This window comes from Frigoribacterium sp. CFBP 13712 (genome assembly GCF_014842255.1).
GTDB lineage: Bacteria > Actinomycetota > Actinomycetes > Actinomycetales > Microbacteriaceae > Frigoribacterium.
Window position 1 is genome coordinate 59,381 of sequence record NZ_JACYVH010000007.1, and the last position, 25,262, is coordinate 84,642.

Genomic DNA, 25,262 nt, shown 5'->3' on the forward strand with positions numbered 1-25,262 from the left:
GGTCAGACCTTGCTGCGCCAGTCGTCGTCGTCGAGCGACTCGGCCTCGGGCAGCGCGATCGACTCCGTCGGCGGCTCGATCACCATCTGCTCGTCGCGACGGTGCCGCAGCACGTCGTTGATGTACGAGGTGAGCGCCTCGGCGATCGGCACGTCGCGGTTCTCCTGCTGCGAGCGGTACCAGCGGTGCTCGAGCAGCTGGTGGAACACCTCGGCCGGCTCGAGACGCCCGCGCAGCTCGCGGGGGATCGACCGGACGACGGGCTCGAAGACGCGGGCCGCCCACTCGTGCGCGATCATCTCCTCGTCGTTGTCGTTGTTGCCCGTGCGGAGCCGGTAGGCGTCGAGGTCGTTCAGCAGGCGTCGGGCCTGGTTCTCTTCGACGTCGAGACCGGTGAGACGCAGCAGGCGCCGCGAGTGGTGACCCGCGTCGACGACCTTCGGCTGGATCTTCACCTGGGTGCCGCCCTCGGCCGTCTTGATCGCGAGCTCCTCGATGTCGAAGCCGAGGTCGTTCAACCGCTCGACGCGGTCGTTGATGCGCCAGCGCTCGGAGCTCGAGAAGGTCTCGCTGCCGGTGAGCTCCGTCCAGAGGCTGCGGTACTTGGCGACGATGCCGTTGCTGACGTCGACGGCGTCGAGGTTGTCGTCGAGTCGCCCGCCCGCCTCGAGGTCGAGCAGCTCGCCGGCGATGTTGACGCGGGCCACCTCGAGGTCGTTCTCGCGCTGACCGTTCGACAGGCCGCCGGGGTAGAGCTTGCCCGTCTCGGCGTCGACCAGATACGCCGCGAAGGCGCCTGCGTCGCGACGGAACAGGGTGTTCGAGAGCGACACGTCGCCCCAGTAGAAGCCGATGATGTGGAGGCGCACCAGCAGCAGGGCGAGCGCGTCGACCAGTCGCTTGGCCGTGTCGGGTCGGAGGGTCTGCGAGTAGAGCGCCCGGTAGGGCAGCGAGAACTTCAGGTGCCGCGTCACGAGCACCGGGTCGAGCGGCGAGCCGTCCTCGTCGTGCCGGTTCGTGATGACGGCGAGCGGGTCGACGCAGGGGATGTCCATGCGCTGCAGGGTCCGCAGCATCTCGTACTCGCCCCGGGCCATCTCGCCCGATGTCTCTTTGATGGCGATGACGTAGCCGCTGAGGTGGGCGAAGCGCACCAGGTGCCGCGAGATGCCCTTCGGCAGCGTCGCGATGGCGTCGTCGGGCCAGGCCCCGAGGGGGAGATCCCAGGGGAGGTCGAGCAGGGCCGGGTCGACCGTGGCGGAGGTGATGTTGAGGGAGTCGGGCATCGTCTCGTGGTCTCTGTGTCTCTCGGGTGCGTCTCGGGGGTGTCTGACAGGAGGTACGGGATCGGGCCGACGAGTCACCGGGCTGGCGCCCAGGTGACCCGTCGGGCCGATGAGGTGTGCTGCTACGCGCTGATGACGGCCTTGTCGCCGAGGCGCTCGCCGCTCTCGGTGTCGAAGACGTGCACGTGGTGCGCCTGCGGCGTGATGTGGATCGTCTCGCCCAGCTTGGGGTGGTTGCGACCGTCGACGCGCACGACGATGTCGACGCGCTGACCGCCGACCTCGGTGTGACCGTAGAGGTAGCCGTCGGCACCGAGCTCTTCGACGACGTCGACCGTGACCGCGAGGCCCTCGCCGGTGGTGTTGACGACGACGTCTTCGGGGCGGACGCCGACGGTGACGCTCTTGCCGTTGGCCTGGCCGACGGTGTCGCGGTCGACCGCGGTGACGGCGGTGCCGAACTGGATGCCGCCGTCGACGACGTCGGCGGGCAGCAGGTTCATGGCCGGCGAGCCGATGAAGCCGGCGACGAACACGTTCTGCGGCTTCTCGTAGAGGTCGCGGGGGCTGCCGACCTGCTGCAGGACGCCGTCTTTCAGCACCGCGATGCGGTCGCCCATGGTGAGCGCCTCGGTCTGGTCGTGCGTGACGTAGACGGTGGTGACGCCGAGTCGACGCTGCAGCGAGGCGATCTGGGTGCGGGTCTGCACGCGCAGCTTGGCGTCGAGGTTCGAGAGCGGCTCGTCCATCAGGAACACCTGGGGCTGACGCACGATGGCGCGGCCCATGGCGACGCGCTGACGCTGACCACCCGAGAGGGCCTTGGGCTTGCGGGCCAGGTAGGGCTCGAGGTCGAGCAGCTTGGCGGCCTCGAGGACGCGGGTCGCGCGCTCCTCTTTGCCGACGCCGGCGATCTTGAGCGCGAAGCCCATGTTCTCGGCGACCGTCATGTGCGGGTACAGCGCGTAGTTCTGGAAGACCATGGCGATGTCGCGGTCTTTCGGCGGCACGTCGGTGACGTTGCGGTCGCCGATGAAGATGTCGCCGCTGTTGACCTCTTCGAGACCGGCGAGCATGCGGAGGGTGGTCGACTTGCCGCAGCCGGAGGGCCCGACCAGCACGAGGAACTCGCCGTCGGCGACCTCGAGGTCGATGCTGTCGACCGCGGGGCGGGTCGAACCGGGGTACAGACGGGTTGCCTTGCTGAACGTGACTGACGCCATGATGTTTCTCCTTCACCGGCAGGTACGTGCCGGACGATCCGTTGTGAATGGATGGTGATCAGACCAAGAGGTCCGCGATGACCACCACCCGACAGTATGGCACCGAACCGAGACGGTCTCATGCGGTGTCCGGGGCGGGGACGGTATCGTTTTCGACACGGTCGTCCGGACAGTCGTCCGGTGCGGCCGGCACCCCCGACAGGGCGCTGCACTCGCAGACCCTCCCCACGCCCCCTACGACGCGACGGCGACACCCCGTGGCGCATCGGAGAGACCCGTTCCATGACTGACAACACCCCGGACGACAAGATCCTCACCAAGAACCAGCGTCGCGCCGCCGCGCGGCAGAAGGCTCAGCTCGCCCGCAAGAAGCAGAAGCGTCGTCAGAAGACCGGTCGACTGCTGCTGCAGGGCGGCATCGCGCTCGCGCTCGTGGCCGTCGTCGTGATCGTCGTCGTCGTCATCACGAACAGCATCAAGCCCGCCGGCCCCGGCCCCGCCAACATGGCCAGCGACGGCATCCGCATCGGCCAGGACTTCGTCGCCGAGACCACCCCGGCGCTCGCCGCCGACGACGACCCGGTGCCCTCCGAGACGACGGCCGCGAGCGACACCGTCGACATCGTCGTCTACCTCGACTACCTCTGCCCGATCTGCGGTCAGTTCGAGGAGGCCAACAACGACTACATCGCCGGCCTCGTCGACTCGGGCGCGGCCACCGTCGAGTACCACCCGGTGGCGATCCTGACGAACTCGTCGGTGGGCACCCGGTACTCGAACCGCGCGGCCAACGCGGCCGCCTGCGTGGCGAACTACTCGCCGAACTCGTTCTTCGACTTCAACACCGCCCTGTTCGACCAGCAGCCGGAGGAGGGCACCCGCGGTCTCGACGACGCGACGCTGTCGGACATCGCGACGGGCATCGAGGGCGTCGTCGACCCGGCGCGCATCACGACCTGCATCGACGACGAGGAGTTCGCGTCGTGGGTCACCAACGCGACCGAGCGGGCCGTCGACGGCCCGATCCCGAACAGCACCGTCGACGCCCTGCCCGGCACCCCGCTGGTGCTGGTCAACGGTCAGCAGTACGAGGCGAGCACGCCGTTCACCAACGAGGAGTTCCGCAACTTCGTCGTGACGGCCGCCGGCAACAGCTACGCCGACAGCAGCACCGCCACCCCGACGCCGACGCCGACCGAGTCGGGCGCGCCCGCCGAGCCGGCCGAGAGCGAGGCGCCCGCAGCGACGCCCGCGGCGACCCCCGCAGGCTGATCGCGGCCGATGCCGCGGCTCAGGTCGTCCTGCGCGGGTGGGGGAGCACCCCGGGCCGCTTGACCGGCAGCTCGTGCAGCACGACGTCGCGCACCGCGCCGGCGTCGAGGGTGAGCGTCAGGTAGGTGGCGTGCGCCTGGCGGCGCCGATCCGTGGGCGACCCCGGGTTCAGCAGGCGGAGGCCCGCCGGGGTCGTCGTGTCCCACGGGATGTGGCTGTGGCCGAAGAGCAGGAGGTCGGTCTCGGGGAAGAGGCGGTCCATTCGGCTCTCGCGCGCCTCCTTGGCTCCGGTCTCGTGGACGACCGCGAGGCGGATGCCGTCGACGGTGGTCCGCACCACCTCGGGAAGCCTGTCGTCGAACTCGGGGCCGTCGTTGTTGCCGCGGACCCCGATCAGGAGGCGCGCGCGGGTCTCGAACTCGTCGAGCAGCGGCAGGCCGGTCCAGTCTCCGGCGTGCACCACGACGTCGGCGCGATCGACGGCGGCCCAGACGGCGGACGGCACGGCCTTGGCCTTCTGCGGCACATGGGTGTCGGACACGACGAGCACGGAGGTCGGCATCCCCCCACGCTAGGGGCGCGCGGGGCGATGCGGCCCGTTATCGTCGTTTCAGGGTTGGCTTGCTCTGTCGGCTCGTCAGCCTGACCGCAGCGCACCACCAGAAACGAGGACGACATCGTGGGACTCTTCCGCAGCCAAGCCACCGAGGTGGCCCGGCAGGACGCCGCCGTGCGTCACTCGCTCTGGGCGGACGCCTTCGGCGCGCTCGCGACGCGCGCCGTGCAGATCATCGCCGTGGTCATCGTGGCCGCCGCCCTCATCTACGTGTTCCTCAGCCTCAGCCTGGTGACCCTGCCGGTGCTGCTCGCGCTCATCTTCGCCTCGGCGATGCTGCCGGTGGTGTCGTTCCTCCGGAAGCACCGAGTGCCCTCGGTGCTGGCGACCCTCATCTGCCTCTTCGCCGTCGTCATCATCCTCGGCCTCATCGCCTGGCTGATCGTCTGGGCCGTCGAGAATCAGGCCGCCTCGCTCGTCGAGTCGGCGACGCAGGGCATAGAGCAGCTTCAGAACTGGATCACGACCCTGCCCTTCTCGATCACGGACGACCAGATCCAGGGCGGCATCGACGCGGTCACCGACTTCGTCACCAGCGCGCAGTTCGGCTCGGGCGCCCTCGCCGGCGCATCGGCCGTCGGCAGCTTCCTGACCGGTCTCGTGCTGATGATCGTCGTGCTGTTCTTCTTCCTCAAAGACGGCCCGGCCATCTGGGAGTTCATGCTCCGCCCGTTCCGCGGCGAGCAGTACGCCCGTGCGCGTCGCATCGGCGACAAGACGGTGTCGACCCTCGGCGGCTACGTGCGGGGCACGGCGACCGTCGCGGCCGTCGACGCGATCGGCATCGGCGTCGGCCTCTGGATCATCGGCGTGCCCCTGGCGCTGCCCCTGGCGGTCGTCGTCTTCCTCACCGCGTTCATCCCGCTCGTCGGGGCCACGGCGGCCGGCATCCTCGCCGCGCTCGTGGCCCTCGTCGCCAACGGCGTTCCGGCCGCGATCTGGGTCGTGGTCGTCGTGGTCGTCGTCAACCAGCTCGAGGGCAACTTCCTCCAGCCGGTGCTGATGGGTCGCACGCTGCAGCTGCACGGTCTCGTCATCCTGGTCGCCCTGACCGCCGGCACCATCCTCGGCGGCGTCGTCGGCGCGGTCATCGCCGTGCCGCTGATGGCCGTCGCCTGGGGCATCACCCAGGTCTGGAACGGCGAGCACGAACCCGCCGAGATGTTCCGCCAGAAACGGCGCGAAGAGGTCCGCTAGCGGTCTGGCGACCCTTCCGATCCGAGGAGGCGCGGTGCGAGTTCGACTCGCACCGGGCCTCCTTCGTCTGCCCCCGTGTGCGCGCCGAAAAAAAGTGCAGATTCTGCAGATAGATGGTTGCGAATCGTCAACCACCGAGTATGGTTGACATTCTGCAACCAACGGACCAGCCATCGGCGTCGGGTCCCCACCATCTCGAATCACCGGAGCGCACCTTGTCGCAGACCACGACCGCCGCGGGCACGAAGCCCGCGGCACCGCACGAACCGGGCGAAGCGCCCGGCATGAGCCACCGCGAAGTCCTCACGGCCCTCTCGGGTCTGCTGATGGGCATGCTCGTCGCGATCCTGTCGTCGACCGTCGTGTCGACCTCGCTGCCGCGCATCGTCAGCGACCTGAACGGCAGCCAGACCTCGTACACCTGGGTCATCACCGCGACCCTGCTGGCGACCACCGTGAGCACCCCGCTCTGGGGCAAGTTCTCGGACCTCACGAACCGCAAGGTGCTGCTGCAGGTCGCCCTGGTGCTGTTCGTGCTCGCCTCGGTCGCGGCCGGCTTCTCGCAGAACACCGCGACGCTGATCACGTTCCGCGTGTTCCAGGGTCTCGGCGCCGGTGGCCTCACCGCCCTGGTGCAGGTCGTCATGAGCGACATCATCAGCCCGCGTGAGCGCGGCCGCTACATGGGCTACCTCGGCGCCGTCATGAGCGTCGGCACCATCGGCGGCCCGCTGCTCGGCGGCGTGCTGACCGACAGCATCGGCTGGCGCTGGAACTTCTTCGTCGGCGTGCCCGTCGGCATCGCGGCCCTGATCGTCATCCAGAAGACGCTGCACCTGCCCGCCAAGCCGAAGAAGGCCGTCGTCGTCGACTACTGGGGCGCCGGGCTGATCGCCGGCGGCGTCTCGCTGCTGCTCGTCTGGGTGTCGCTCGGCGGCAAGCAGTTCGAGTGGAACTCGACCGCCAGCTGGCTGATGGGCGTCGGCGCCGCCGTGCTGCTCGTGCTCGCCGTGATCGTCGAGTTCCGCACCAAGGAGCCGATCATCCCGCTCACGCTCTTCAAGAACCGCACCTTCACGTTCGCGGTCATCGCCTCGCTCAGCGTCGGCGTCGCGATGTTCGGCACCAGCGTGTTCCTCGGTCAGTACATGCAGCTGGCGCGCGGTCAGTCGCCGACCATGGCGGGCATCCTGACTCTGCCGATGGTGCTCGGCCTGCTCATCTCGTCGATGGTCGCCGGTGCGCTCATCTCGAAGTACGGCAAGTGGAAGCCCTACATGATCGTGGGGTCGGTGCTGCTGGCCGCCGGTCTGTTCCTCATGTCGACCATCGAGTACGACACGAACTTCTTCGTCGTCTCGGTCTTCATGGCGATGATGGGTCTCGGCATCGGCATGGTGATGCAGAACCTCGTGCTCGTCGTGCAGAACTCGGTCGACGTGAGCGTCGTCGGGGCGGCCTCGTCGAGCGTCGCGTTCTTCCGCAGCCTCGGCGGCACGATCGGCGTCTCGGTCATGGGCGCCGTGCTCGGCACCAAGGTCTCGGGCTACATCACCGACGACCTGACCAGCGCCGGCGTCGACCCCAGCGCCCTCGGCGGCGGCTCGGCCTCGAGCATCCCCGACCTGAGCACGCTGCCCGGCCCGATCCGCACGATCGTCGAGTCCGCCTACGGGCAGGGCGTCGCCGACGTGTTCCTGATCGCCGCACCGCTCGCGATCATCACGATCGTGTTCGTCTGCCTGCTGCCGAACGTCGAGCTCGGCACGAAGAGCGGCATCCAGCGCGCCGCAGCGGCCTCGTCCGACGACGAAGGAGGCGCGGCTCCGGTCGACGGGAACGACGCGTCGCCTGCGGTCAAGGGTGCGGCGGCCACGGCCGGTCTGGCGCCTGCGGTGTCGAGCGGCCCGGCGACCGCCGGTGCTCCGACCTCCCCGGTCGACACCGGAGTCATGACCGGGACCGGCGCCACGACCGATGCCGGGGCCGGGGCTGGGAACAGGGCCGGGTCCGACGCCGTCGCAGGGGCCGAGGCCGTAGCAGGGGCCGACACCGCGGGGCGTCACCACACCCACACGACGACGCGCACCGGGACGATCGATACGATCATCGCGACGGGTGCCGCCGAGGTGGCGGGTCACCCGGTGTCCGACGACGAGCTGGCCGAGAGCCCGGTGTTCTCGTCCCTGGTCGAGGAGAAGGATGTCGCAGCGGACCGATGACGCGACGCGGGCGGGCGCGGTGCCGAGCGCACCGCGCCTCCCGAGCCCGGACGACGAGGGTCGCGAGGGGCTGATGGCGGGTGTGGTCGACGAGATCGGCTCGATGATGGTCGAGGCCAAGCGCACCATCGCCGCCGCGGCCTCGCGGTTCGACCCCGACGTGCCGCCGACGGCGTTCTACGTGCTGCGGTACGTCATGAAGCACCAGCCGTGCACCGCGGGCGACATCGTCAAGGCGATGGCGATGGACAAGAGCGCCGTCAGCCGCCAGGTCGCGCTGCTGCGCGACGCCGGGTTCGTCGACGTCGTGGCGGACGCGAGCGACGGCCGCGTGTCGATGCTCCGCAGCACCGAGCGGGCCGACGCCCGCATGCTCGAGGTGCGGCACGAGAACCGCGCCGTGTTCCGCAGCCACGTCGAGGGCTGGACGGACGACGAGCTCGGCGAGTTCGCCGGCTGGCTCCGCCGGTTCAACACGCCCTCCGCCGAGCCCCGGTAGCTCAGGCGCCGGTGCCGGTGCTGGCATCTGCGCCGGAGCGGGCGAGTTCGGCGCGGGCGGGCGGCGGCGGAGGACCGGTTGCGCCGGACTGGACCGTGTTCGGGCGCGCGTCGTGGTCGCGGTGCGGCACGGACGCCCGCTTCCGCCGGACTCGCCCGGGGTCGCGCGCGACCCGACCCGCGCCTCCTCGGCCCCGACCCGCGCCTCCTCGACCTGCGCCTCCTCGGCCCCGACCCGCGCCCCCTCGGCCCCGACCCGCGCCTCCTCGACCCGCGCCTCCTCGGCCCCCGCCTCGTCGACCCTCGACGGCGGAGGCCGCACACCACGAAGGCCCCCTCCGCAGCACGCGGAGGGGGCCTTCGTCGGAGCAGGTGCTAGATCGTGGCCGTGTCGATCACGAAGCGGTAGCGGACCTTGCTGGCGACGACGCGCTCGTAGGCGTCGTCGACCTCGTCGGCCCCGATCGTCTCGATCTCGGCGCCGATGCGGTGCTGGGCGCAGAAGTCGAGCATCTCCTGAGTCTCGGGGATGCCGCCGATGTTCGAACCCGCGAGGCTGCGACGGCCGCCGATCAGCGACCCGGCACGGAACGACTGCGGGTTCTCGGGCAGACCGACGAACACCATGGTGCCGTTGAGACGCAGGGTGCGGGCGTAGGCGTCGATGTCCATGTCGGCCGAGATCGTGTTGATGATCAGGTCGAACGAGTTCTTGAGCTTGCCGAAGGTCTCGGGGTCGCTCGACGCGTAGTAGTGGTCGGCGCCGAGCTTCAGGCCGTCCTCCTGCTTCGACAGCGTCTGGCTGATGACGGTGACCTCGGCGCCCATGGCGTGCGCGATCTTGACGGCCATGTGACCGAGACCGCCCATGCCGACGACCGCGACCTTCTTGCCGGGGCCCGCGCCCCAGTGCTTCAGCGGCGAGTAGGTGGTGATGCCGGCGCAGAGCAGCGGAGCGGCCTCGTCGAGCGCGATGCCCTCGGGGATCGACAGCACGTAGTTCTCGTCGGCGACGATCTGCTTGGCGTACCCGCCGTAGGTGGGCTCGCCCGAGTACTGACGGCCGTTGTAGGTCGCGACGTTGCCCTTGACGCAGAACTGCTGCTCGCCGGCCAGGCAGTTCTCGCACTCGCGGCAGCTGTCGACGAAGCAGCCGATGCCGACGCGGTCGCCGACCTTGTGCTTGGTGACGTCGCTGCCGACCTCGGTGACGATGCCGGCGATCTCGTGGCCGGGCACCATCGGGAAGATCGCCTTGCCCCACTCTTCGCGGGCCTGGTGGATGTCGCTGTGGCAGATGCCGGCGAACGCGATGTCGATCTGGACGTCGTTCGGACCGACGTCGCGGAGCTCGACGGTCGAGTGCTCGAAGGGGGCGCCGGCGGACGGCGTCAGCAGAACAGGGACTGTGGTGGTCATGGGTTACCTCCGGGGTTGCGAGTGACTCGCGCGTCTGTGGGCGCGCTGATCTCCGACGACGCTGTGGGGGACGGTACGAGCCTAGGCGCGCCTCCCTGGGGCTTGCTCGTGACGGGAACCGTTCTCAGATCGGGGGCGCAGGAGGCACGGGTCGAGGAGGCGCGGGTCAGCCGAGCAGGTCGGCCTGCCAGACGAGGGCGGCGGCCCCGACGAGCGGACTCTCGTCGCTCAGACCGGAGCGCACGACGCGGACGCGCCGGGCGTAGTCGTTGACCGGGGCCTCGTCGACGCTCTGGCGCACCAGGTCGAGGTAGTCGTCGCTGACGCGGGAGAAGCCCCCGCCGATCGCGGCGACGTCGAGGTCGAGCAGGGTCGTGACCGACGAGATGGCCTCGCCGACGGCGTTGGCCGATCGGCGGACGGCGGCGACCGCGATCTCGTCGCCGGCGACGTAGCCGGCGGCCAGGTCTTCGCCGCGCTCGCCCTGCCAGCCCTGCGCCTGCGCCCACGCGACGACGTTCGGACCCGACGCGATGACCTCGAGCGTGGCGGCCCAGGCGCTCTCGCCCTCGGGCCGGTCGGCGATCTGGATCTGGCCGATGTGACCGGCGTTGCCCGTGCCTCCGGACAGGAGACGGCCGTTGACGATCAGCCCGCCGCCGACACCGGTGGAGACGGTGATGGCGAGCGCATTATCGACACCCTGCGTGGCACCGACCCAGTGCTCGGCGAGGGCGAGGCTGACGCCGTCGAGTCGGAGGGTGACCGGGGCCGAGTCGGGCAGCGTGGCCGCGGCGAGCGAGGCGACCAGCTCGCGCAGCGGGTAGCCGCGCCAGGCGGGCAGGTTGATCGGCGAGACCGTGCCGGCGACGAGATCGACCGGGCCCGCGCTGCCGATGCCCGCACCGACGAGGACGTCGTCGCCCGGCAGGGACGCCAGGGCGTGGGCCACGACCGTGCGGACGGCCTCGGCCAGCTCGTCGGACGTCGATGTCGCACCCGTCGGACGCCGCTCGCGGCTGCCGTCGAGGAGGGTTCCGTCTGCGGCGACGAGCGCCGCCTCGACCTTGGTGCCGCCGACGTCGACGGCCAGTGCGTATTCGCTCACGTCGTCAGCGTAGCGGCGGGGTGCGACATCGGCCGGGCCCGGTCTAGGGTGACGTGTCGCCTCGTGACCCCGACGCCGAGGCACCCTACGGACCGCTATCGAGAGGCGCCTCATGACCACCAGCGAGGGACGCCCGCGCGGCGCCAGGGTCGTCGTCATCGGCGACGCGCTCATCGACGAGCTGCGCACCGAGACGGGCTCGAGCGATCACGTCGGCGGCGCCGGTCTCAACGTCGCCGTCGGTCTCAGTCGCCTCGGGGTGCCGACCACGCTGCTGGCGTCCATCGGCGACGATGCCGACGGGCGCTCGATCCGGAGCTTCCTCGCCGAGCACGGGGTCGACCTGCTCGAGACGGTCAACCCGCTCGGTACCGGTCGGGCCGTGTCGCTGCGGGTCGACGGCGAGCCGTCGTACGTGTTCACCGACGCCGCCGTCGCCCGCGGCCTCGACTTCTCTGCCGAGCAGTTCGCCGCCCTCGACGCGGCCCCGCTGATCGCCGTCAGCTCGTACCCGTTCGACGACGTGGCCCTCACCGACCGCCTGCTCGCGGTCGCCGGCGACTCGCCCCGCCGCCTGGTGGTCGACCCCAACCCCCGGCCCGGGTTCCTGCCGGGCGGCGATGCCCAGGTCGCCGCGTTCGGAGCCGGATTCGCCCGCGTGGCCGCGACGTGCCTCCTCGTCAAGATCGGCGACGACGACGCGGAGCTCGTCACCGGCGGCCCGCTGTCGGACTGGCAGGAGGCGCTGCTCACCGCCGGTGCCGGGGGAGTGCTCGCGACGCGCGGGTCCGACGGGGCGAGCCTGCTGCTGGCCGGCGGGGCGGAGCTGCGGCGCGGCATCTCTGCCGCTGACGGCGAGGTCGTCGACACGATGGGCGCGGGTGACGCGACCTTCGCCGCGATCGTCTCGTCGCTGCTCTCCGCGCGGCGCGAACCGGGGTCGGTGGACTGGGCCGACGCGCTCGGACGCGCGATGGACATCGCCGCCGCCACGGTGCGCTCGCCGGGGGCGCTGCTCCGCGCGCCGGGCCTCTGACGCGACCCGCGCCTCCTCGGCGATCGATGTGACTCGAAGCGGCGCTCGCGGTGCCCGGAGGGCCCCCGATGCGTCACTTCGGTGCGGTGCGGTGCGGTGCGGTGCGGTGCGTGCGGCGCGCGCTGCTCCAGCTGGCGACTCGCGCCTCCTCGGCCAACGATGTGACGCGAAGGGGGCGTTGCGGCGCGCGGAGAGCCCCTTATGCGTCACCTCGGTGCGGTGCGGTGCGGTGCGGTGCGGCGCGCGCTGCTGCGTTGGGTGAGCCGCGCCTCCTCGGCGATCGATGTGACTCGAAGGGGCGCTTGCGGTGCGCGGAGGGCCCCGGATGCGTCACTTGGATGCGGTGCGCGCTGCAGCGTTGGGTGAGCCGCGCCTCCTCGGCGATCGATGTGACGCGAAGGGGCAGTTGCGGCGCGCGCGGGGGTCTTGTTGCGTCACTTCGATGGGGTGGCGCGGGGCGCGGCGCGCACCGGCGCGGCCCGCGTCAGGCGCTGGCCTCGTGCGTGCTGCGCGCCTTGCCCGACAGGTACCAGTGCGAGCGCACGCCGGTCTCGACGGGCTGCATGCCGACGACGACCTTGCCCCTCGAGTGATGCTCGGCGAGGTCGTCGAACGCCTGCGTGATGTAGTCGAACGGGTAGAAGCCCGAGATGAGCACCCGCACCTTGTTCTCGGCGATCAGCTTCGCGAGGGCGGCGAGCACCATGGCGGGCTCGGTGTCGTCGCGCTCGGGCCGGATGTAGTGCATCTCGAGGTCGAGGCGGTGCTCGCTCGAGCTGAACCGCGCCTCCTTCACTCCGAGGCTCGTCGCCAGTTCGGGGTTGTCGCCGCCGAAGTTGTCGATGAACGCGGTGATGGGTCGCTTCGCGGCCTCCTCGATGCGCTGCTGCAGACCCTCGCCGTACGTGATGGGCGTGACGCCGATCGAGCGCAGGTAGTCGTGGTTCGGCGGGCTGCAGGTGCCGATCACCTTCGCCCCCGCCGCGAGGGCGAGCTGGCACTCGATGTGACCCACCCCGCCGGCCGCCGCGGTGATGACCACGATGTCGCCCGGCCCGAGGTGCAGCGAGCGGACCACGTCGTACGCCGTCACTCCGGCGAGATAGAGCCCGCCGGCGACCTCCCATCCGACGTTCGACGGCTTCTTCACGATCGACGAGGCGGGGACGGTCACGTAGGTGGCGTGCGCTCCGCCCTCGATCGCGTGACCGATCACCTCGGCCCCGACCGAGAAGTCGCGAACCGCCGAGCCGCGCTTCTTGACGATGCCGGCGAAGCACGACCCCTGACGGGCCGGGAACTCGAGCGGCAGCCGGTCGGTAAAGTCGCCCTTGCGGATGAAGTTCTCGATGTGGTTCAGGCCGGCGCAGACGACCTCAACGACGACCTCGTCGTCGGCGGGGACGGGCAGCTCCTGGGTGACAAAGTGCAGCTCGTCGACGTCTCCGTAGCGTTCGAACTCGACGGCTCTTCCGGTGCGACTCATGACCGACCTCCTTGTGGCGTTGCCTGATTGTGCGCCTCCTCGCGGCGGTGCGCACGCCCCCATCCGAGGTCGTCGGGCCGTCGAGGTCGTCAGGCGAGCAGCCGAGGAGGCGCGGTGCGGGCCGCCGGGTCGGCTCACCACTCCGACGGGGCGGGGCTCACCACTCCGAGGAGGCGCGGTGCGGGCCGCCGGGTCCGCTCACCACTCCGACGGGTCCCGCTAGAGCCGCTCGGTCGGCACGGCGAACGTGTCGCAGGCCCCCGCGCCGCCGGCGCGACCCGTGTCGAACCACCTCTGGCGCTGCTCGGCCGAGCCGTGGGTCCAGGTGTCGGAGTCGACGCGGCCGCCCGACGCCTCCTGGATGCGGTCGTCGCCCACCGCCGCCGCGGCGTCGAGCGCGTCGGCGATCTGCGCGTCGGTCACCGGTTCGAGGAACGTCGTGCCGGCGTCGTCCGCGACCGTCGTCGCCGCGCCGACCCAGGCCCCCGCGTAGCAGTCGGCCTGCACCTCGAGGCGGATGGTGTCGGAGCCGGGCCCCGTCGCACTGCGGTCGGCGCGGTCGAAGGCGCCGGTCAGCTGCTGGATGTGGTGGCCCCACTCGTGCCCGACGACGTACATCTGCGCGAGCGGACCGGCGCTCGCCCCGTACTGCTCGCGCAGCTGGTCGAAGAAGTCGGTGTCGACGTAGAGCGCCTGGTCGGGCGGGCAGTAGAAGGGGCCGGTGGCGCTCGTCGCGCTGCCGCAGCCGGTGTCGACGGCTGCCGTGAACAGGAAGAAGTCGGGCGTGACGTAGTCCCCGACGCCCAGCTGCGCGGCCTCCGTCGACCAGTACGTGTCGAGCGAGTCCGCCGCGCCGGCCATGCGGCAGTCGATGCTCGCGTTGGCGTCGGCGCCCGTCTCGCAGCCCTCGAGCGGAGCCGCCGCGATCTGATCGGGCGAACCCGAGCCGGTCGACGTGCCGTCGAGCAGCCCGCTGAGGTTCACCCCGGTGAACTGGTTGATCAGGGCGACGACGATGATCGCCACGACGCCCGTCCCGCCGGCCGCGATGCCGGTGGTGCGACCCCGCCCGCGCCGCCGGACCTTGCTGCTGTCGATGCGCGCATCGTCGTTGAATGACATGCGTCAGAAACTACGCGGGTCGCGGGGGCCGCGGCCCGTCGAGGTCAGGCCTGGTCGGCGCCCTCGGCCCGCTCGCGCTCGGCGCGGAGCAGCGCGCGACCGGCGTCGCGGTCTTTCACGCGCTGCTCCTCCTCGCGCACCTCGGCCAGGTTCGCGCGCTCGGTGACCAGCCAGGCGGGCATCTCCTTCAGCAGATCGTGGATCTCGTCGGTGGTGAGCGCGTCGTCGACGCCGGCGCGCGCGAGACCCGAGATCGTCACGCCGAGCTTCTGCGCGACGACGGGGCGCGGGTGCGGGCCGGTGCGGCGCAGCTCGGCCAGCCACTCGGGCGGGTTCGCGGTGAGCTCGGCGAACTCCTCGCGGGTGACGGGCGTGTTCTGGAACGACTCGGGCGTGGCCGGCAGGTGCACCCCGAGCTTCTTCGCGGCAGTGAAGGGCTTGAGCGTCTGCGGGGTCTTCTGAGTCATGCCGCAAGGGTACCGGGAGGCGCGGGTCGGCACGAGCGCGCACCCCGGTACCCTGGGGCGATGACGACCGAGCCGACCCGCGCCTCCTTCCGCATCGGGTTCGTCCCCGGCGTCACGCTGTCGAAGTGGTCGCGCCTGTGGGAGGAGCGCCGGGCCGACCTGCCCCTCGACGTCGTCGAGATCGACGCCTCGAGCGCCCTCGACGCCCTGCACGGCGACGCCGCCGTCGACATGCTGCTCGCGCGGCTGCCCCTCGCCACCGACGACGACCACTCGGTCATCCGTCTCTACGACGAGCGCGCGGTGGCCGTCGTCTCGAAAGACCACCCGCTGGCCACGCTCGGCATCGAGCACGAGCTGACCGCCGCCGACCTCGAGGGCGAGACCCGTCACGACCTCGATCCGACGCTGACCGACGCCCAGGCCGTCGACGTCGCGGCGACCGGCGCCGGCGTCGCGGTCGTGCCGCAGTCGATCGCGCGGCTGTATTCGCGCAGCGGCCTGACCTACCGATTCGTCTCGGATCTCGAGCCCACCGTCGTCGCGCTGGTCTGGCTCGTCGACCGCAGCGACGACGACACCGACGACTTCATCGGCGTCGTCCGCGGGCGCACGGCGCGCAGCAGCCGGTCGAGGAGGCGCGACGAGCCCGAGCAGGCGGCCCCGGCCAAGAAGGGGTCGGCTCCCGACCCTCGCGGCGCCAAGCCGAAGCGGACGCCGCCGCAGGGCCGCGGACCGCAGCGCGGCACCGGGCGCAGCCGGCCCCGACGCGGCCGCTGAGCCTCGGTCGCTGGGCCGCAGCCATCGAGCCGCAGCCGCTGAGCCGCAGCCGCCCCGACGCCCCCGCCTCGCACCGTCCGGACGCGACGAGGGGTACACGCGTGGGGTACAGGACCGCCCTCGGAACCCCTACCCCTCCGGGCTGAGCGGCCTGCGGGCCTCCGCGGCGTAGCGTCCACGCCACGATCGCATCGACGACCGGCCGACGACGGCCGGCGCAGACGAAGGAGGCGCGATGACGTTCAGCAAGGGAGACCACGTCACCTGGAATACCCCGCAGGGCGAGACCCACGGCACGGTCGTGGAGAAGCGCGTCGAGGAGTTCCAGCTCGACGGGCAGAAGTTCAAGGCCTCTGACGACGAGCCCTACTTCGTCGTCGAGAGCGACAAGAGCGGCTCGAAGGCGGCCCACAAGGAGTCCGCCCTGAGTAAGAAGAAGTAGCCCCACCCCGCACCCGCGACACCCTCGACCCAAGGAGACAGCATGGCCGACCTGACCGATGTGCGCTGGAACGACGAAGCGCGCGACAAGATCCTGACCGACTCCGACCGCGTCCTGCAGGAGGCCGTCCGCGATGCCGCGGCCGCCCACTCGGGCGAGTCGTGGGAGGAGTCGTACAAGGCGATCAACGACGCGGTCAAGGACCGCTTCATCGACTACGAGCCCGGCCCGGACGTGCGCAAGTACGCCGAGGCCATCGAGCGCGGCGATTACAGCTGACCCGCGCCTCCCGGGGGTGCGCGGTCAGGCGACCCGCGCCTCCGGGGCGTCGACGCGGTGCACGCGGGGGTGCACCGCCACGGCCGTCGCGACGGTGACGACCAGCACGGCCAGGGCGATCAGCGCGGTCGACGTGCCGACCAGCTCGGCGACCTGGCCGACCGCGATCTCGCCGACCGGCATCCCCGCCAGCGACGCGACCGTCACGGCCGAGATCACCCGCCCGCGGTAGAGACCGGGTACCTGCCGCTGCACCGCGATGTCGAGCGGCACGGTGAACACCTCGAGTCCGATGCTCGCGACGAAGAGCCCGACGCTGATCCAGAAGAACCAGTGCAGCGGGTCGAAGGCGACCGGGTCGGTGGTGATCGTCAAGGCGAGCAGCACCAGGGGGATCGCGAGCGCCCCCGCGCCGAGGCAGGCGGCCCACAGCCGCACCCGGCCGCGCAGCGAGCCGGCCCAGAACGCTCCGACGATCAGCCCGAGGGTCTGCACGGCGCCGGCGAATCCCCAGAGCAGGCGCCCGAAGGCGTCGTCGGCCACCAGGGGGCCGAGAACGTGGATCCCGCCGCCGAAGGCGAACTGGAACACGAACGCGAGCGCCGCGGCGGCGCCGAGCCACCGGGTGCGCCAGACGAACCCGAGTCCGCTGCCGAGATCGGCCAGGACGGTCGTCCCCCCGGAGGCGCGGGCCGAGTCGGCCGGCAGCCCCACGAACACGACGCCCGCCACCGCGAAGACCGCACCGCCGAGCGCCAGGGCGAGACCCGAGCCGAGGGTGGCGACCACGGCACCTCCGACCGCGAGGCCGACGACGAGCCCGACGTTGGTGCCGACCCGCATGAGCACGGTCGCGTCGCCGATCCGTGCGTCGCGCACCGTGTCTCTCACGAGTGCGCCGGTGGCCGGTCCGAAGAAGGCGGCGGAGGCGCCGTTGACGGCCCCGATCACGGCGAGGGTCGTCAGGGTCTCGGTCTCGGTGAGCATCAGGAGGGCCGCGATCAGCAGGGAGCCGGCCGAGACGAACGACGAGACGACGGCGACGAGGCGCTTCGAGAGTCGATCGGCGAGGGCTCCGCCGAAGAGCAGCAGCGCGATGTTCGGCACCGATCGCGCCGCCACGACGAGGCCGAGGTCGACGGGGTCGGCCCCCAGGTCGATCGCCGCGAAGACGATCGCGATGGGGGCGAATCCGCTGCCCGTCCACGACACGAGACGACCGAGCCACAGGGCCCGGAAGGCGGGGACCGTCAGCAGCGACCAGGGCATCGCTCGACTCTATGCCGGTGCGGGCGGGTGCACCCGCCCGGTGTCACACGGCCGGACGACGATTTAGGCTGGCCCCGATGGACGCCTCCGCCCCCGCCCCCTCCGCCGACCCGGGTTCCGAACCCGCGGTCGATCCCGCGGCGGGCCCGGAGGTCGGCCCTGAGGTCGGCCCCGCGGTGGCGGACGTGCGCGAGCCGGGTCGCTACCGCAAGGGCATCGCCAAGCGCGAGGCGATCCTCGACGCCGCGCTGCCCGTCTTCGGCCAGGTGGGGTTCCACGGGGCGTCGCTGCGGGAGATCGCGCGGCAGTGCGGGGTGTCGCACCAGTCGCTGATGCACTACTTCCCGACGAAGGACGAACTGCTGATGGCGGTGCTGCGTCGGCGTGACGAGCGCCTGCGGCGGCACTTCGACGACGACGGCGGCATGCGGGTCGAGGAGCTCGTCGAGCTGGCCGAGTACAACGTCGACGTGCCGGTCGTCATCTCGCTGTTCATCACGGCCTCGGCCGAGGCCGTCTCGAGCGAGCACCCGGCGCACGAGTACTACCGCGACTACTACGACCGCATCATCCGCTCGACGACGGCGTACCTCTCGGTGGCCGCCGACCGCGGCTGGCTGCGGCCCGGCTACACGGCGACCGCGGCGGCGCGGGTCGTGCTCGCCGTCCAGGACGGCCTGCAGCTGCAGTGGCTCTACGAACGCGACGCCGTGCACGTCGCCGACCTGATGCGGCTCGTGATCTGCAGCGTGCTGACCGTTCCGACGTCGGAGCTCGACGAGGCGGTCCGCGAGGAGGCACGGCGCCGGCGGTGACCGACCCGCCCTCCGGCGTCGCCCCGGGTCACTTCGCGCTGATGCGCTGGAACTTGCGGATGCAGAGGGGCACGAACACCACGAGCATCACGGTGATGCCGATCAGCACGGTCGCGTAGGGGTGCTGCATCGTCCAGATGTCGGGCACGGGGGTGTCGCCGAGGTTGCCGAACGACGTGCGCGCCGCCTGCACGAGCGACGAGACCGGGTTCCACTCGGCGAAGACCCGGAGGACCGTCGGCAGGGTGTCGCTCGGCACGAACGCGTTCGAGACGAACGTGAGCGGGAACAGGATCATGAACGAGGCGTTGTTGATCGTCTCGGGGGTCTTCACGCTCATGCCGAGCAGGGCCATGACCCAGCTGAACGAGTAGCTGAAGAGCAGCAGCAGGGCGACGCCGCCGAGGAACGACGCCGGTGACGCGTTCACCCGCCACCCGACGGCGAGACCGGTCAGCATCATGATGACCATCGAGATCGTGTTGAGCGCGAGGTCGCTGTTGGTGCGGCCGATCAGCACGGCCGAGGGGCTCATCGGCAGGGTGCGGAACCGGTCGATGATCCCCTCTTTCAGGTCTTGCGCCATGGCGGCCCCCGAGAACGTCGAGCCGAACACGACGGTCTGCGCGAAGATGCCCGCCATCAGGAACTGCGTGTAGTCGGTGCCCTCGACGGCGATCGCTCCGCCGTAGACCTGACTGAACAGCAGGACGAACATGATGGGCTGCAGCACGGCGAAGATCAGCATGTCGGGCGAGCGACGCACCTTGATCAGGTTGCGCTTGGTGACGGCCCAGCCGTCGGACGCCCAGGTCGAGAGACCCGTGTCGGTGGCGGGCTCGAGGGTCTGCGCGAGCGCGGTCGTGGTGGTCATGCGCGGGCCTTCTTCTCGCTCGGTGCGTCGGTGCCGGCGGCGTCGTCGTCGGCGCCGGTGCGGTGGCCGGTCAGCTGCAGGAAGACGTCGTCGAGGGTGGGGCGCCGCATGCCGGCGTCGTGCAGCTCGATGCCGGCCGCGCCGAGGTCGGCGAGGGTGCGTTGCAGCGCGGTCGGTCCGTCGGTGACGGCGACCTCGAGCTGACGGCCGTCGGCGTCGATCGTCGGCTCGTTGTCGCCGTGCCGGCGGAGGACCTCGACGGCCTGGGCCGATCGGGTCTCGTCGACCAGCGCCACGACGAGTCGATGACCGCCCACCTGGGCCTTCAGCTGATCGGACGTGCCCTCGGCGATGACGGCGCCGCCGTCGATCACCGAGATGTCGTCGGCGAGACGATCGGCCTCCTCGAGGTACTGCGTGGTGAGCAGCACCGTCGTGCCGCCGTCGACCAGGCTGGTGATGATGTCCCAGAGGGCCAGCCGGCTGCGCGGGTCGAGCCCTGTGGTGGGCTCGTCGAGGAAGAGCACGCGCGGGTTCGTGACGAGGGCGCCGGCGAGGTCGATGCGACGGCGCATGCCGCCGGAGAAGCCCTTGACCGGTCGATCGCCGGCGGCGGAGAGGTCGAACACGTCGATGAGCTCGCGAGCGCGCTCGCGGGAGACCTTCGCGCCGAGGTGGTAGAGCCGCCCGATCATGTCGAGGTTCTCGAAGCCCGTGAGGTTCTCGTCGACTGCGGCGTACTGGCCCGAGACGCCGATCGAGCGCCGCACGGCCTGCGCGTCGGCGACGACGTCGAGACCGGCGATGGTCGCGGTGCCCGTGTCGGGGCGCTCGAGCGTGGTGAGCATCTTGACGACCGTCGTCTTACCGGCGCCGTTCGGCCCGAGCAGCGCCTTCACGGTGCCCTCGGGCACGGTGAGGTCGAGCCCGTTCAGGGCGTGGACGGGACCGGACTTCGACCGGTAGGTCTTGGTGAGGCCCCGTGCTTCGATCATGGCCATCGTCGATCCGTTCTCCGCTCGCTGCCGGTTTCCGGGGAGCGGCCCCGGACGCGCTCAAGGTAGCGCGGTCCGCCCCTCACCGCCAGTGATATTCCGTCAGCTGTGGACATCGACCGGACATCGATCGGACGGACGTGCGGACAGCCGTGCGGACGCCCTCGTGTTACGAGCAGATGTCAAACCTTGCCGCGTGGCAAGTTCCGCTCTACATTCATCCCATGACCACCTTCGACGAGACGGCGGGGCCGTCCACCGCTGAACAGCTCCTGCCCGTCGGCATCGGCGACGACGCCGTCGCCCTCGCACGCCGCTGGGCGCACGAGGCCTCCGCGGCCCCGAGCACCGGCTCGGCCCATCTGCTCGCACAGGTGCTGAAAGACGAATCGGGTCTCGCCTTCACGATCGGCTTCGTCGATCGCGTCGTCCGCCCCGAAGACCTCGGCGTCGCCGCCCGTAATCTGGCGACCCTCGCCAAGCAGGCTCCGTCGTTCCTGCCGTGGCACATGCGCAGCGCCGTCCGCCTCGGCGGCGTGATGGCGCCCGTGCTGCCCGGCGTCGTCGTGCCGATCGCCCGCCGCGTGCTCCGCGGCATGGTCGGGCACCTCGTCGCCGACGCCCGCCCCGCCCGGCTCGGCTCGGCGATCGCCTCGATCAAGCAGGACCGCACGCGGCTGAACCTCAACCTGCTCGGCGAGGCCGTGCTCGGCGACGCCGAGGCCGAGCACCGGCTCGCCGGCACCCGGGCGCTGCTCGCCCGCGACGACGTCGACTACGTGTCGATCAAGGTCTCGTCGATCGTCAGCCAGCTCTCGATGTGGGCCTTCGACGAGACCGTCGAGCGCGTCGTCGAGAAGCTGACCCCGCTCTACGAACTGGCCGCCCGCTCTCGCGAGCCGAAGTTCATCAACCTCGACATGGAGGAGTACCGCGACCTCGACCTGACGATCGCGGTCTTCACGCGCCTCCTCGACCAGCCGCAGCTCCGCGACCTCGAGGCCGGCATCGTGCTGCAGACCTATCTGCCCGACGCGCTCGGCGCCCTACAGGGGCTCACCGAGTGGGCGACCGACCGGGTCGACGCGGGCGGCGCGGCCATCAAGGTGCGCGTGGTCAAGGGCGCGAACCTCGCCATGGAGACCGTCGACGCCACCGTCCACGAGTGGCCCCTCGCCACCTACGGCACGAAGCAGGACAGCGACACGAACTACAAGAGGGTGCTGACCTGGGCGCTCACCCCCGAGCGCACCCGCGCCGTGCGGATCGGCGTCGCCGGTCACAACCTCTTCGACATCGCCTTCGCGCACCTGCTCGCCGAGGCCCGCGGGGTCGGCGACCGCATCGAGTTCGAGATGCTGCTCGGCATGGCCGAGGGTCAGGCCGAGCTCGTCAAGGCCGACGTCGGCGGGCTGCTGCTCTACACGCCGGTCGTGCACCCCCGCGAGTTCGACGTCGCCATCAGCTATCTCATCCGACGCCTCGAAGAGAACGCGTCGAGCGAGAACTTCATGTCGGCCGTCTTCGAGCTCGCTTCGAACGAGGCCATGTTCGAGCGCGAGAAGGGGCGGTTCCTCGCCTCGCTGGCGGCCGTCGACGGCGTCGTGCCCGCTCCGCACCGGGTGCAGAGCCGACTCGACCCCGCGCAGGCCCTCGAGCCGCGCCCGGCCGGCGGCGGCTTCGAGAACGAGCCCGACACCGACCCCGCGCTCGCCGCGAACCGCAGCTGGGGTCGCGGCATCGCCGCCCGCTCGGCCGACTCGACGCTCGGCGTCGACCTGATCGAGGCCGCCCGGGTCACGGACGAGGCGACGCTCGACGCCCTGCTCGACACCGCGGTCGCCGCCTCCTCCGATTGGGCGGCACGAGGAGGCGCGGGTCGGGCCGTCGTCCTCCGCGACGCCGCCGCGATGCTCTCCGCCCGGCGGGCCGACCTGATGGAGGTCGCGGCGAGCGAGACCGGCAAGACCATCGCCGAGGGCGACGTCGAGGTCAGCGAGGCGATCGACTTCGCCAACTGGTACGCCCACCTCGCCGAGGAGCTCGACTCCGTCGACGGCGCCGAGTTCGCACCCGAACGCCTCACGCTCGTCACCCCGCCGTGGAACTTCCCCGTCGCGATCCCCGCCGGCTCGACCCTCGCCGCGCTCGCCGCGGGCAGCAGCGTCGTCGTGAAACCGGCCGGTCAGGCCAAGCGCTGCGGCGCGGTCATGGTGCAGGCCCTCTGGGACGCCGGCGTGCCGCGAGACGTGCTCACCCTGGTCGACGTCGACGAGGGCGACCTCGGGCGGCACCTCGTGTCGCACCCGTCGGTCGACCGCGTCATCCTCACGGGGGCCTTCGAGACGGCCGCGCTGTTCACCAGCTGGCGCACCGACCTGCCCCTGCTCGCCGAGACCAGCGGCAAGAACTCGATCATCGTCACCCCGAGCGCCGACCTCGACCTCGCGGCCTCCGACGTGATCAAGTCGGCGTTCGGTCACGCGGGGCAGAAGTGCTCGGCGGCCAGTCTCGTGATCCTGGTCGGCTCGGTCGCCACCTCCGAGCGGTTCCGTCGTCAGCTCGTCGACGCCGCGTCGACGATGCGGGTGGGGCTGCCGTCCGACCCGACCACGCAGATGGGTCCGATCGTCGAGCCCGCGCACGGCAAGCTCGAGCGGGCGCTGACGACGCTCGGCGCGGGCGAGTCGTGGCTGGTCGAGCCGAAGCAGCTCGACGAGACGGGTCGGCTCTGGTCGCCCGGCGTCCGATCGGGTGTCGCGGCCGGCAGCGAGTTCCACCTGACGGAGTACTTCGGGCCCGTGCTCGGCATCATGACCGCCGCCACCCTCGACGAGGCGATCCGGCTGCAGAACGCCACCGACTACGGTCTGACGGCGGGTCTGCACACCCTCGATCCCGCCGAGCTCGAGATCTGGCTCGACGCCGTCGAGGCCGGCAACCTCTACGTCAACCGGGGCATCACCGGTGCCGTCGTGCGCCGCCAGCCGTTCGGCGGCTGGAAGAAGTCGTCGGTCGGCGCCGGCGCCAAGGCCGGCGGACCCAACTACCTCGTCCACCTCGGCTCGTGGCGGCCGACCCCGCTCGTCGAAGCCCAGGAGGCGCGCCCAGGTTCGGCCGTCCTGGCCGCCGTCGAGGCGTCGACGCCGCTGCTCGGGGCGTCGAGCGCGTCGGCGCACGACGACCTGCGTGCCGCCGCCGCCTCCGACGAGCACTACTGGGCGACCGAGTTCGGCGTCGCCCGCGATGTCAGCCGACTCGGACTCGAACGCGACCTGCTGCGCTACCGGCCCCTGCCGGTCACGGTGCGGGCGGCCGACGGCGCCGACCCCGCGGCCGTCGTGCGGGTGCTGCTGGCCGGTCTCCGGTCGGGCGCCCCGGTCACCGTCTCGTCGGCGATCGAGCTGCCGACGGCGCTCGTCTCTGCGCTGGGCCTCTCGGCGGGCTCCGTCACGCACGAGGACGACGCGTCCTGGCTCGAGAGGGTGCGCGCGGGGGGTCTGCGGACCGAGCGCGTGCGGTTGGTGACGGCTGCGGGCGACCCGACCCGCGCCTCCTCGGCTCTGTCGTCGGCTCTCGGCGGAGACCCGTCGGTGGCCGTGTTCGACGCCCCGGTGACGCCGACGGGGCGGCTCGAGCTGCTGCCGTTCCTCCGCGAGCAGGCCGTCGCGATCACGGCGCACCGGTTCGGCAACCCCGACCCGTGGAGCGACGCGGTCATCTGAGCGTGGTGCGACGCGGTCGTCTGAGCGTGGTGCGGCNCCCGAGGCGCAGGCGCGCCGCACAGCCCCGGTGCGAGCCCCGCAGATCAGACCGCGGGCTGCCCGGCGGCGTACCAGGCCGCGAGTCGCCGCAGGCCCTCGTCGACCCCGACGGCGGGCGTCCACCGCAGGTCGTGCTGCGTGCGCCGCTGATCGAACCAGTGCGCGGTCGAGAGCTGCTCGGCAAGGAACCGTGTCATCGGCGGCTCGTCGGCTCCCGGGCGCACGGCCCAGACCCGCTCGACGAGCGACCCGGCGCCCCGTGCCACCCCCGCCGGAACCCGGAGGCGCGGTGCCGGGACACCGGCCGCCAGACAGATCCCCGCCATCAGGTCGGCCACCGTGCGCGGCTCGCCGTTGGTGAGCACGTACGCCCCGCCGCTGACGGCGTCGGCCCGCTCGAGCGCCGCGGCGATGCCGGACGCCGCGTTGTCGACGTAGATCGAGTCGATCAGCGCCGCCCCGTGGCCGAGCAGCGGCAGTCGACCCGAGCGCGCGCGATCGACGATGCGGGCGACGAGCTGGGTGTCGCCGGGCCCCCAGACCAGGTGCGGGCGGACGGCCACGACGCGCAGCTCGGCGCCCGCCGCCTGCAGCGCCACGAGCTCGGCCGCCGCCTTCGTGCGGGCGTAGTGGCCGCGGGCCCGGCTCGGCGAGGCGGGAGCGGCGTCGTCTCCGACGATGGACGAGCCGGCGTGCGCGACCGACGGCGACGAGACGAACACGAGGCGGGGCACCGAGGAGGCGCGCATCGCCGCGATCAGCGACCGCGTGCCGCCGACGTTGACGGCCTCGAACTCGGCGGGTGCGCCGGCCAGCGAGACCTTCGCGGCCAGATGGACCACCGCCTCCTGCCCCTCGACGGCGGCGGCGACGGCTGCCGGGTCGGTCATCGAGCCGAGCGCGTCGCGGACCCCGGTCACACCGGACGGCCGACGCTGGAACGTCGTGACCTCGTGCCCGGCCGCGGCGATCGCACGGGCGACGGCGCCGCCGAGCAGCCCGCTGGCCCCGGTGACGAGCACCCTCACGGGCGGCGTCCGTCGCTCGGGAGAGGCGTGCCGGCGGCGGAGGCGGGCGTGTTCGGCGCGAACG

General features: G+C 71.6%; 22 protein-coding genes. 10 read left to right on the plus strand and 12 right to left on the minus strand.

Annotation, left to right across the window (positions count from 1 at the left end):
• Positions 1-2: 2 nt before the first annotated feature.
• Positions 3-1,286 carry a DUF4032 domain-containing protein gene (locus IFT51_RS12110; RefSeq protein WP_192061338.1) on the minus strand — a complete coding sequence of 428 codons (1,284 nt, stop codon included), beginning with the start codon at positions 1,284-1,286 and terminating at the stop codon, positions 3-5.
• 122 nt (positions 1,287-1,408) lie between these two features.
• A complete protein-coding gene (locus IFT51_RS12115; RefSeq protein ID WP_192061339.1) occupies positions 1,409-2,509 on the minus strand; it encodes an ABC transporter ATP-binding protein in 1,101 nt (366 codons plus the stop codon).
• 282 nt (positions 2,510-2,791) lie between these two features.
• Between IFT51_RS12115 and IFT51_RS12120 the strand changes: the two genes are divergently transcribed.
• A complete protein-coding gene (locus IFT51_RS12120; RefSeq protein WP_192061340.1) occupies positions 2,792-3,781 on the plus strand; it encodes a thioredoxin domain-containing protein in 990 nt (329 codons plus the stop codon).
• A gap of 19 nt (positions 3,782-3,800) precedes the next feature.
• Here the strand turns inward: IFT51_RS12120 and IFT51_RS12125 are convergent, their stop codons facing one another.
• A complete protein-coding gene (locus IFT51_RS12125; RefSeq protein ID WP_192061341.1) occupies positions 3,801-4,343 on the minus strand; it encodes a metallophosphoesterase family protein in 543 nt (180 codons plus the stop codon).
• A 117-nt stretch (positions 4,344-4,460) separates the two neighbouring features.
• On the opposite strand from IFT51_RS12125, the gene IFT51_RS12130 reads away from it, so the two are divergent.
• The 3 genes from IFT51_RS12130 to IFT51_RS12140 all read left to right on the plus strand — a co-directional run bounded on the left by IFT51_RS12130 (position 4,461) and on the right by IFT51_RS12140 (position 8,315).
• A complete protein-coding gene (locus IFT51_RS12130; protein WP_192061342.1) occupies positions 4,461-5,594 on the plus strand; it encodes an AI-2E family transporter in 1,134 nt (377 codons plus the stop codon).
• 284 nt (positions 5,595-5,878) lie between these two features.
• A complete protein-coding gene (locus IFT51_RS12135) occupies positions 5,879-7,816 on the plus strand; it encodes an MDR family MFS transporter (protein WP_371740784.1) in 1,938 nt (645 codons plus the stop codon).
• Positions 7,797-8,315, plus strand: coding sequence for a MarR family winged helix-turn-helix transcriptional regulator (locus IFT51_RS12140; protein ID WP_192061343.1), 519 nt, complete (start codon positions 7,797-7,799; stop codon positions 8,313-8,315). Before IFT51_RS12135 ends, IFT51_RS12140 begins: the two co-directional genes overlap by 20 nt.
• Positions 8,316-8,689: 374 nt before the next feature.
• On the opposite strand, the gene IFT51_RS12145 is transcribed toward IFT51_RS12140, so the two are convergent.
• On the minus strand, positions 8,690-9,733 hold the full coding sequence (locus IFT51_RS12145; RefSeq protein WP_192061344.1) for an NAD(P)-dependent alcohol dehydrogenase: 1,044 nt from the start codon (positions 9,731-9,733) through the stop codon (positions 8,690-8,692).
• A 166-nt stretch (positions 9,734-9,899) separates the two neighbouring features.
• Positions 9,900-10,841, minus strand: coding sequence for an ROK family protein (locus IFT51_RS12150; protein WP_371740785.1), 942 nt, complete (start codon positions 10,839-10,841; stop codon positions 9,900-9,902).
• Positions 10,842-10,953: 112 nt separating this feature from the next.
• On the opposite strand from IFT51_RS12150, the gene IFT51_RS12155 reads away from it, so the two are divergent.
• Positions 10,954-11,877 carry a carbohydrate kinase family protein gene (locus IFT51_RS12155; protein WP_192061346.1) on the plus strand — a complete coding sequence of 308 codons (924 nt, stop codon included), beginning with the start codon at positions 10,954-10,956 and terminating at the stop codon, positions 11,875-11,877.
• 484 nt (positions 11,878-12,361) lie between these two features.
• On the opposite strand, the gene IFT51_RS12160 is transcribed toward IFT51_RS12155, so the two are convergent.
• The 3 genes from IFT51_RS12160 to IFT51_RS12170 all read right to left on the minus strand — a co-directional run bounded on the left by IFT51_RS12160 (position 12,362) and on the right by IFT51_RS12170 (position 14,952).
• On the minus strand, positions 12,362-13,363 hold the full coding sequence (locus IFT51_RS12160) for an NADP-dependent oxidoreductase (protein WP_192061347.1): 1,002 nt from the start codon (positions 13,361-13,363) through the stop codon (positions 12,362-12,364).
• A gap of 219 nt (positions 13,364-13,582) precedes the next feature.
• A complete protein-coding gene (locus IFT51_RS12165; RefSeq protein ID WP_192061348.1) occupies positions 13,583-14,485 on the minus strand; it encodes a neutral zinc metallopeptidase in 903 nt (300 codons plus the stop codon).
• 44 nt (positions 14,486-14,529) lie between these two features.
• Entirely contained in the window at positions 14,530-14,952 is a 423-nt protein-coding gene (locus IFT51_RS12170) for a DUF5997 family protein (RefSeq protein ID WP_192061349.1), read from the minus strand.
• 60 nt (positions 14,953-15,012) lie between these two features.
• Here IFT51_RS12170 and IFT51_RS12175 point away from each other — a divergent pair, with 60 nt between their 5' ends.
• From IFT51_RS12175 to IFT51_RS12185, 3 genes are all read left to right on the plus strand, one after another.
• Positions 15,013-15,732, plus strand: a complete 720-nt coding sequence (locus IFT51_RS12175) for a LysR family transcriptional regulator substrate-binding protein (protein ID WP_192061350.1) — start codon at positions 15,013-15,015, stop codon at positions 15,730-15,732.
• Between the two features lie 235 nt (positions 15,733-15,967).
• Positions 15,968-16,174, plus strand: coding sequence for a DUF2945 domain-containing protein (locus IFT51_RS12180; protein WP_192061351.1), 207 nt, complete (start codon positions 15,968-15,970; stop codon positions 16,172-16,174).
• Between the two features lie 42 nt (positions 16,175-16,216).
• Positions 16,217-16,453, plus strand: coding sequence for a hypothetical protein (locus IFT51_RS12185; RefSeq protein ID WP_192061352.1), 237 nt, complete (start codon positions 16,217-16,219; stop codon positions 16,451-16,453).
• Positions 16,454-16,477: 24 nt separating this feature from the next.
• Here IFT51_RS12185 and IFT51_RS12190 read toward each other — a convergent pair whose 3' ends face one another.
• Positions 16,478-17,722: an MFS transporter gene (locus tag IFT51_RS12190; protein WP_192061353.1), complete on the minus strand. Its 1,245-nt coding sequence runs from the start codon at positions 17,720-17,722 to the stop codon at positions 16,478-16,480.
• A 77-nt stretch (positions 17,723-17,799) separates the two neighbouring features.
• Here IFT51_RS12190 and IFT51_RS12195 point away from each other — a divergent pair, with 77 nt between their 5' ends.
• The gene (locus IFT51_RS12195) at positions 17,800-18,537 is read left to right on the plus strand and encodes a TetR/AcrR family transcriptional regulator (RefSeq protein ID WP_192061354.1); all 738 of its coding nucleotides are present in this window, start codon (positions 17,800-17,802) and stop codon (positions 18,535-18,537) included.
• 28 nt (positions 18,538-18,565) lie between these two features.
• Here IFT51_RS12195 and IFT51_RS12200 read toward each other — a convergent pair whose 3' ends face one another.
• Positions 18,566-19,411 carry an ABC transporter permease gene (locus IFT51_RS12200; RefSeq protein ID WP_192061355.1) on the minus strand — a complete coding sequence of 282 codons (846 nt, stop codon included), beginning with the start codon at positions 19,409-19,411 and terminating at the stop codon, positions 18,566-18,568.
• Positions 19,408-20,412, minus strand: a complete 1,005-nt coding sequence (locus IFT51_RS12205) for an ATP-binding cassette domain-containing protein (protein WP_192061356.1) — start codon at positions 20,410-20,412, stop codon at positions 19,408-19,410. The genes IFT51_RS12200 and IFT51_RS12205 overlap by 4 nt, the downstream gene beginning before the upstream one ends.
• A gap of 218 nt (positions 20,413-20,630) precedes the next feature.
• On the opposite strand from IFT51_RS12205, the gene IFT51_RS12210 reads away from it, so the two are divergent.
• Positions 20,631-24,131 carry a bifunctional proline dehydrogenase/L-glutamate gamma-semialdehyde dehydrogenase gene (locus tag IFT51_RS12210; RefSeq protein WP_192061357.1) on the plus strand — a complete coding sequence of 1,167 codons (3,501 nt, stop codon included), beginning with the start codon at positions 20,631-20,633 and terminating at the stop codon, positions 24,129-24,131.
• A gap of 83 nt (positions 24,132-24,214) precedes the next feature.
• Here the strand turns inward: IFT51_RS12210 and IFT51_RS12215 are convergent, their stop codons facing one another.
• Positions 24,215-25,198 carry an NAD-dependent epimerase/dehydratase family protein gene (locus IFT51_RS12215; protein WP_192061358.1) on the minus strand — a complete coding sequence of 328 codons (984 nt, stop codon included), beginning with the start codon at positions 25,196-25,198 and terminating at the stop codon, positions 24,215-24,217.
• Between the last annotated feature and the right edge of the window lie 64 nt (positions 25,199-25,262).

What these genes read in the sequence shown, in the direction of transcription:
- IFT51_RS12200 (WP_192061355.1), bottom strand. Translation starts at nt 19,411, where the DNA reads ATGACCACCACGACCGCGCTCGCGCAGACCCTCGAGCCCGCCACCGAC.
- IFT51_RS12180 (WP_192061351.1), top strand. Translation starts at nt 15,968, where the DNA reads ATGACGTTCAGCAAGGGAGACCACGTCACCTGGAATACCCCGCAGGGC.
- IFT51_RS12165 (WP_192061348.1), bottom strand. Translation starts at nt 14,485, where the DNA reads ATGTCATTCAACGACGATGCGCGCATCGACAGCAGCAAGGTCCGGCGG.
- IFT51_RS12210 (WP_192061357.1), top strand. Translation starts at nt 20,631, where the DNA reads ATGACCACCTTCGACGAGACGGCGGGGCCGTCCACCGCTGAACAGCTC.
- IFT51_RS12110 (WP_192061338.1), bottom strand. Translation starts at nt 1,286, where the DNA reads ATGCCCGACTCCCTCAACATCACCTCCGCCACGGTCGACCCGGCCCTG.
- IFT51_RS12195 (WP_192061354.1), top strand. Translation starts at nt 17,800, where the DNA reads ATGGACGCCTCCGCCCCCGCCCCCTCCGCCGACCCGGGTTCCGAACCC.
- IFT51_RS12120 (WP_192061340.1), top strand. Translation starts at nt 2,792, where the DNA reads ATGACTGACAACACCCCGGACGACAAGATCCTCACCAAGAACCAGCGT.
- IFT51_RS12145 (WP_192061344.1), bottom strand. Translation starts at nt 9,733, where the DNA reads ATGACCACCACAGTCCCTGTTCTGCTGACGCCGTCCGCCGGCGCCCCC.
- IFT51_RS12205 (WP_192061356.1), bottom strand. Translation starts at nt 20,412, where the DNA reads ATGGCCATGATCGAAGCACGGGGCCTCACCAAGACCTACCGGTCGAAG.
- IFT51_RS12190 (WP_192061353.1), bottom strand. Translation starts at nt 17,722, where the DNA reads ATGCCCTGGTCGCTGCTGACGGTCCCCGCCTTCCGGGCCCTGTGGCTC.
- IFT51_RS12155 (WP_192061346.1), top strand. Translation starts at nt 10,954, where the DNA reads ATGACCACCAGCGAGGGACGCCCGCGCGGCGCCAGGGTCGTCGTCATC.
- IFT51_RS12185 (WP_192061352.1), top strand. Translation starts at nt 16,217, where the DNA reads ATGGCCGACCTGACCGATGTGCGCTGGAACGACGAAGCGCGCGACAAG.
- IFT51_RS12140 (WP_192061343.1), top strand. Translation starts at nt 7,797, where the DNA reads ATGTCGCAGCGGACCGATGACGCGACGCGGGCGGGCGCGGTGCCGAGC.
- IFT51_RS12160 (WP_192061347.1), bottom strand. Translation starts at nt 13,363, where the DNA reads ATGAGTCGCACCGGAAGAGCCGTCGAGTTCGAACGCTACGGAGACGTC.
- IFT51_RS12170 (WP_192061349.1), bottom strand. Translation starts at nt 14,952, where the DNA reads ATGACTCAGAAGACCCCGCAGACGCTCAAGCCCTTCACTGCCGCGAAG.
- IFT51_RS12125 (WP_192061341.1), bottom strand. Translation starts at nt 4,343, where the DNA reads ATGCCGACCTCCGTGCTCGTCGTGTCCGACACCCATGTGCCGCAGAAG.
- IFT51_RS12135 (WP_371740784.1), top strand. Translation starts at nt 5,879, where the DNA reads ATGAGCCACCGCGAAGTCCTCACGGCCCTCTCGGGTCTGCTGATGGGC.
- IFT51_RS12115 (WP_192061339.1), bottom strand. Translation starts at nt 2,509, where the DNA reads ATGGCGTCAGTCACGTTCAGCAAGGCAACCCGTCTGTACCCCGGTTCG.
- IFT51_RS12175 (WP_192061350.1), top strand. Translation starts at nt 15,013, where the DNA reads ATGACGACCGAGCCGACCCGCGCCTCCTTCCGCATCGGGTTCGTCCCC.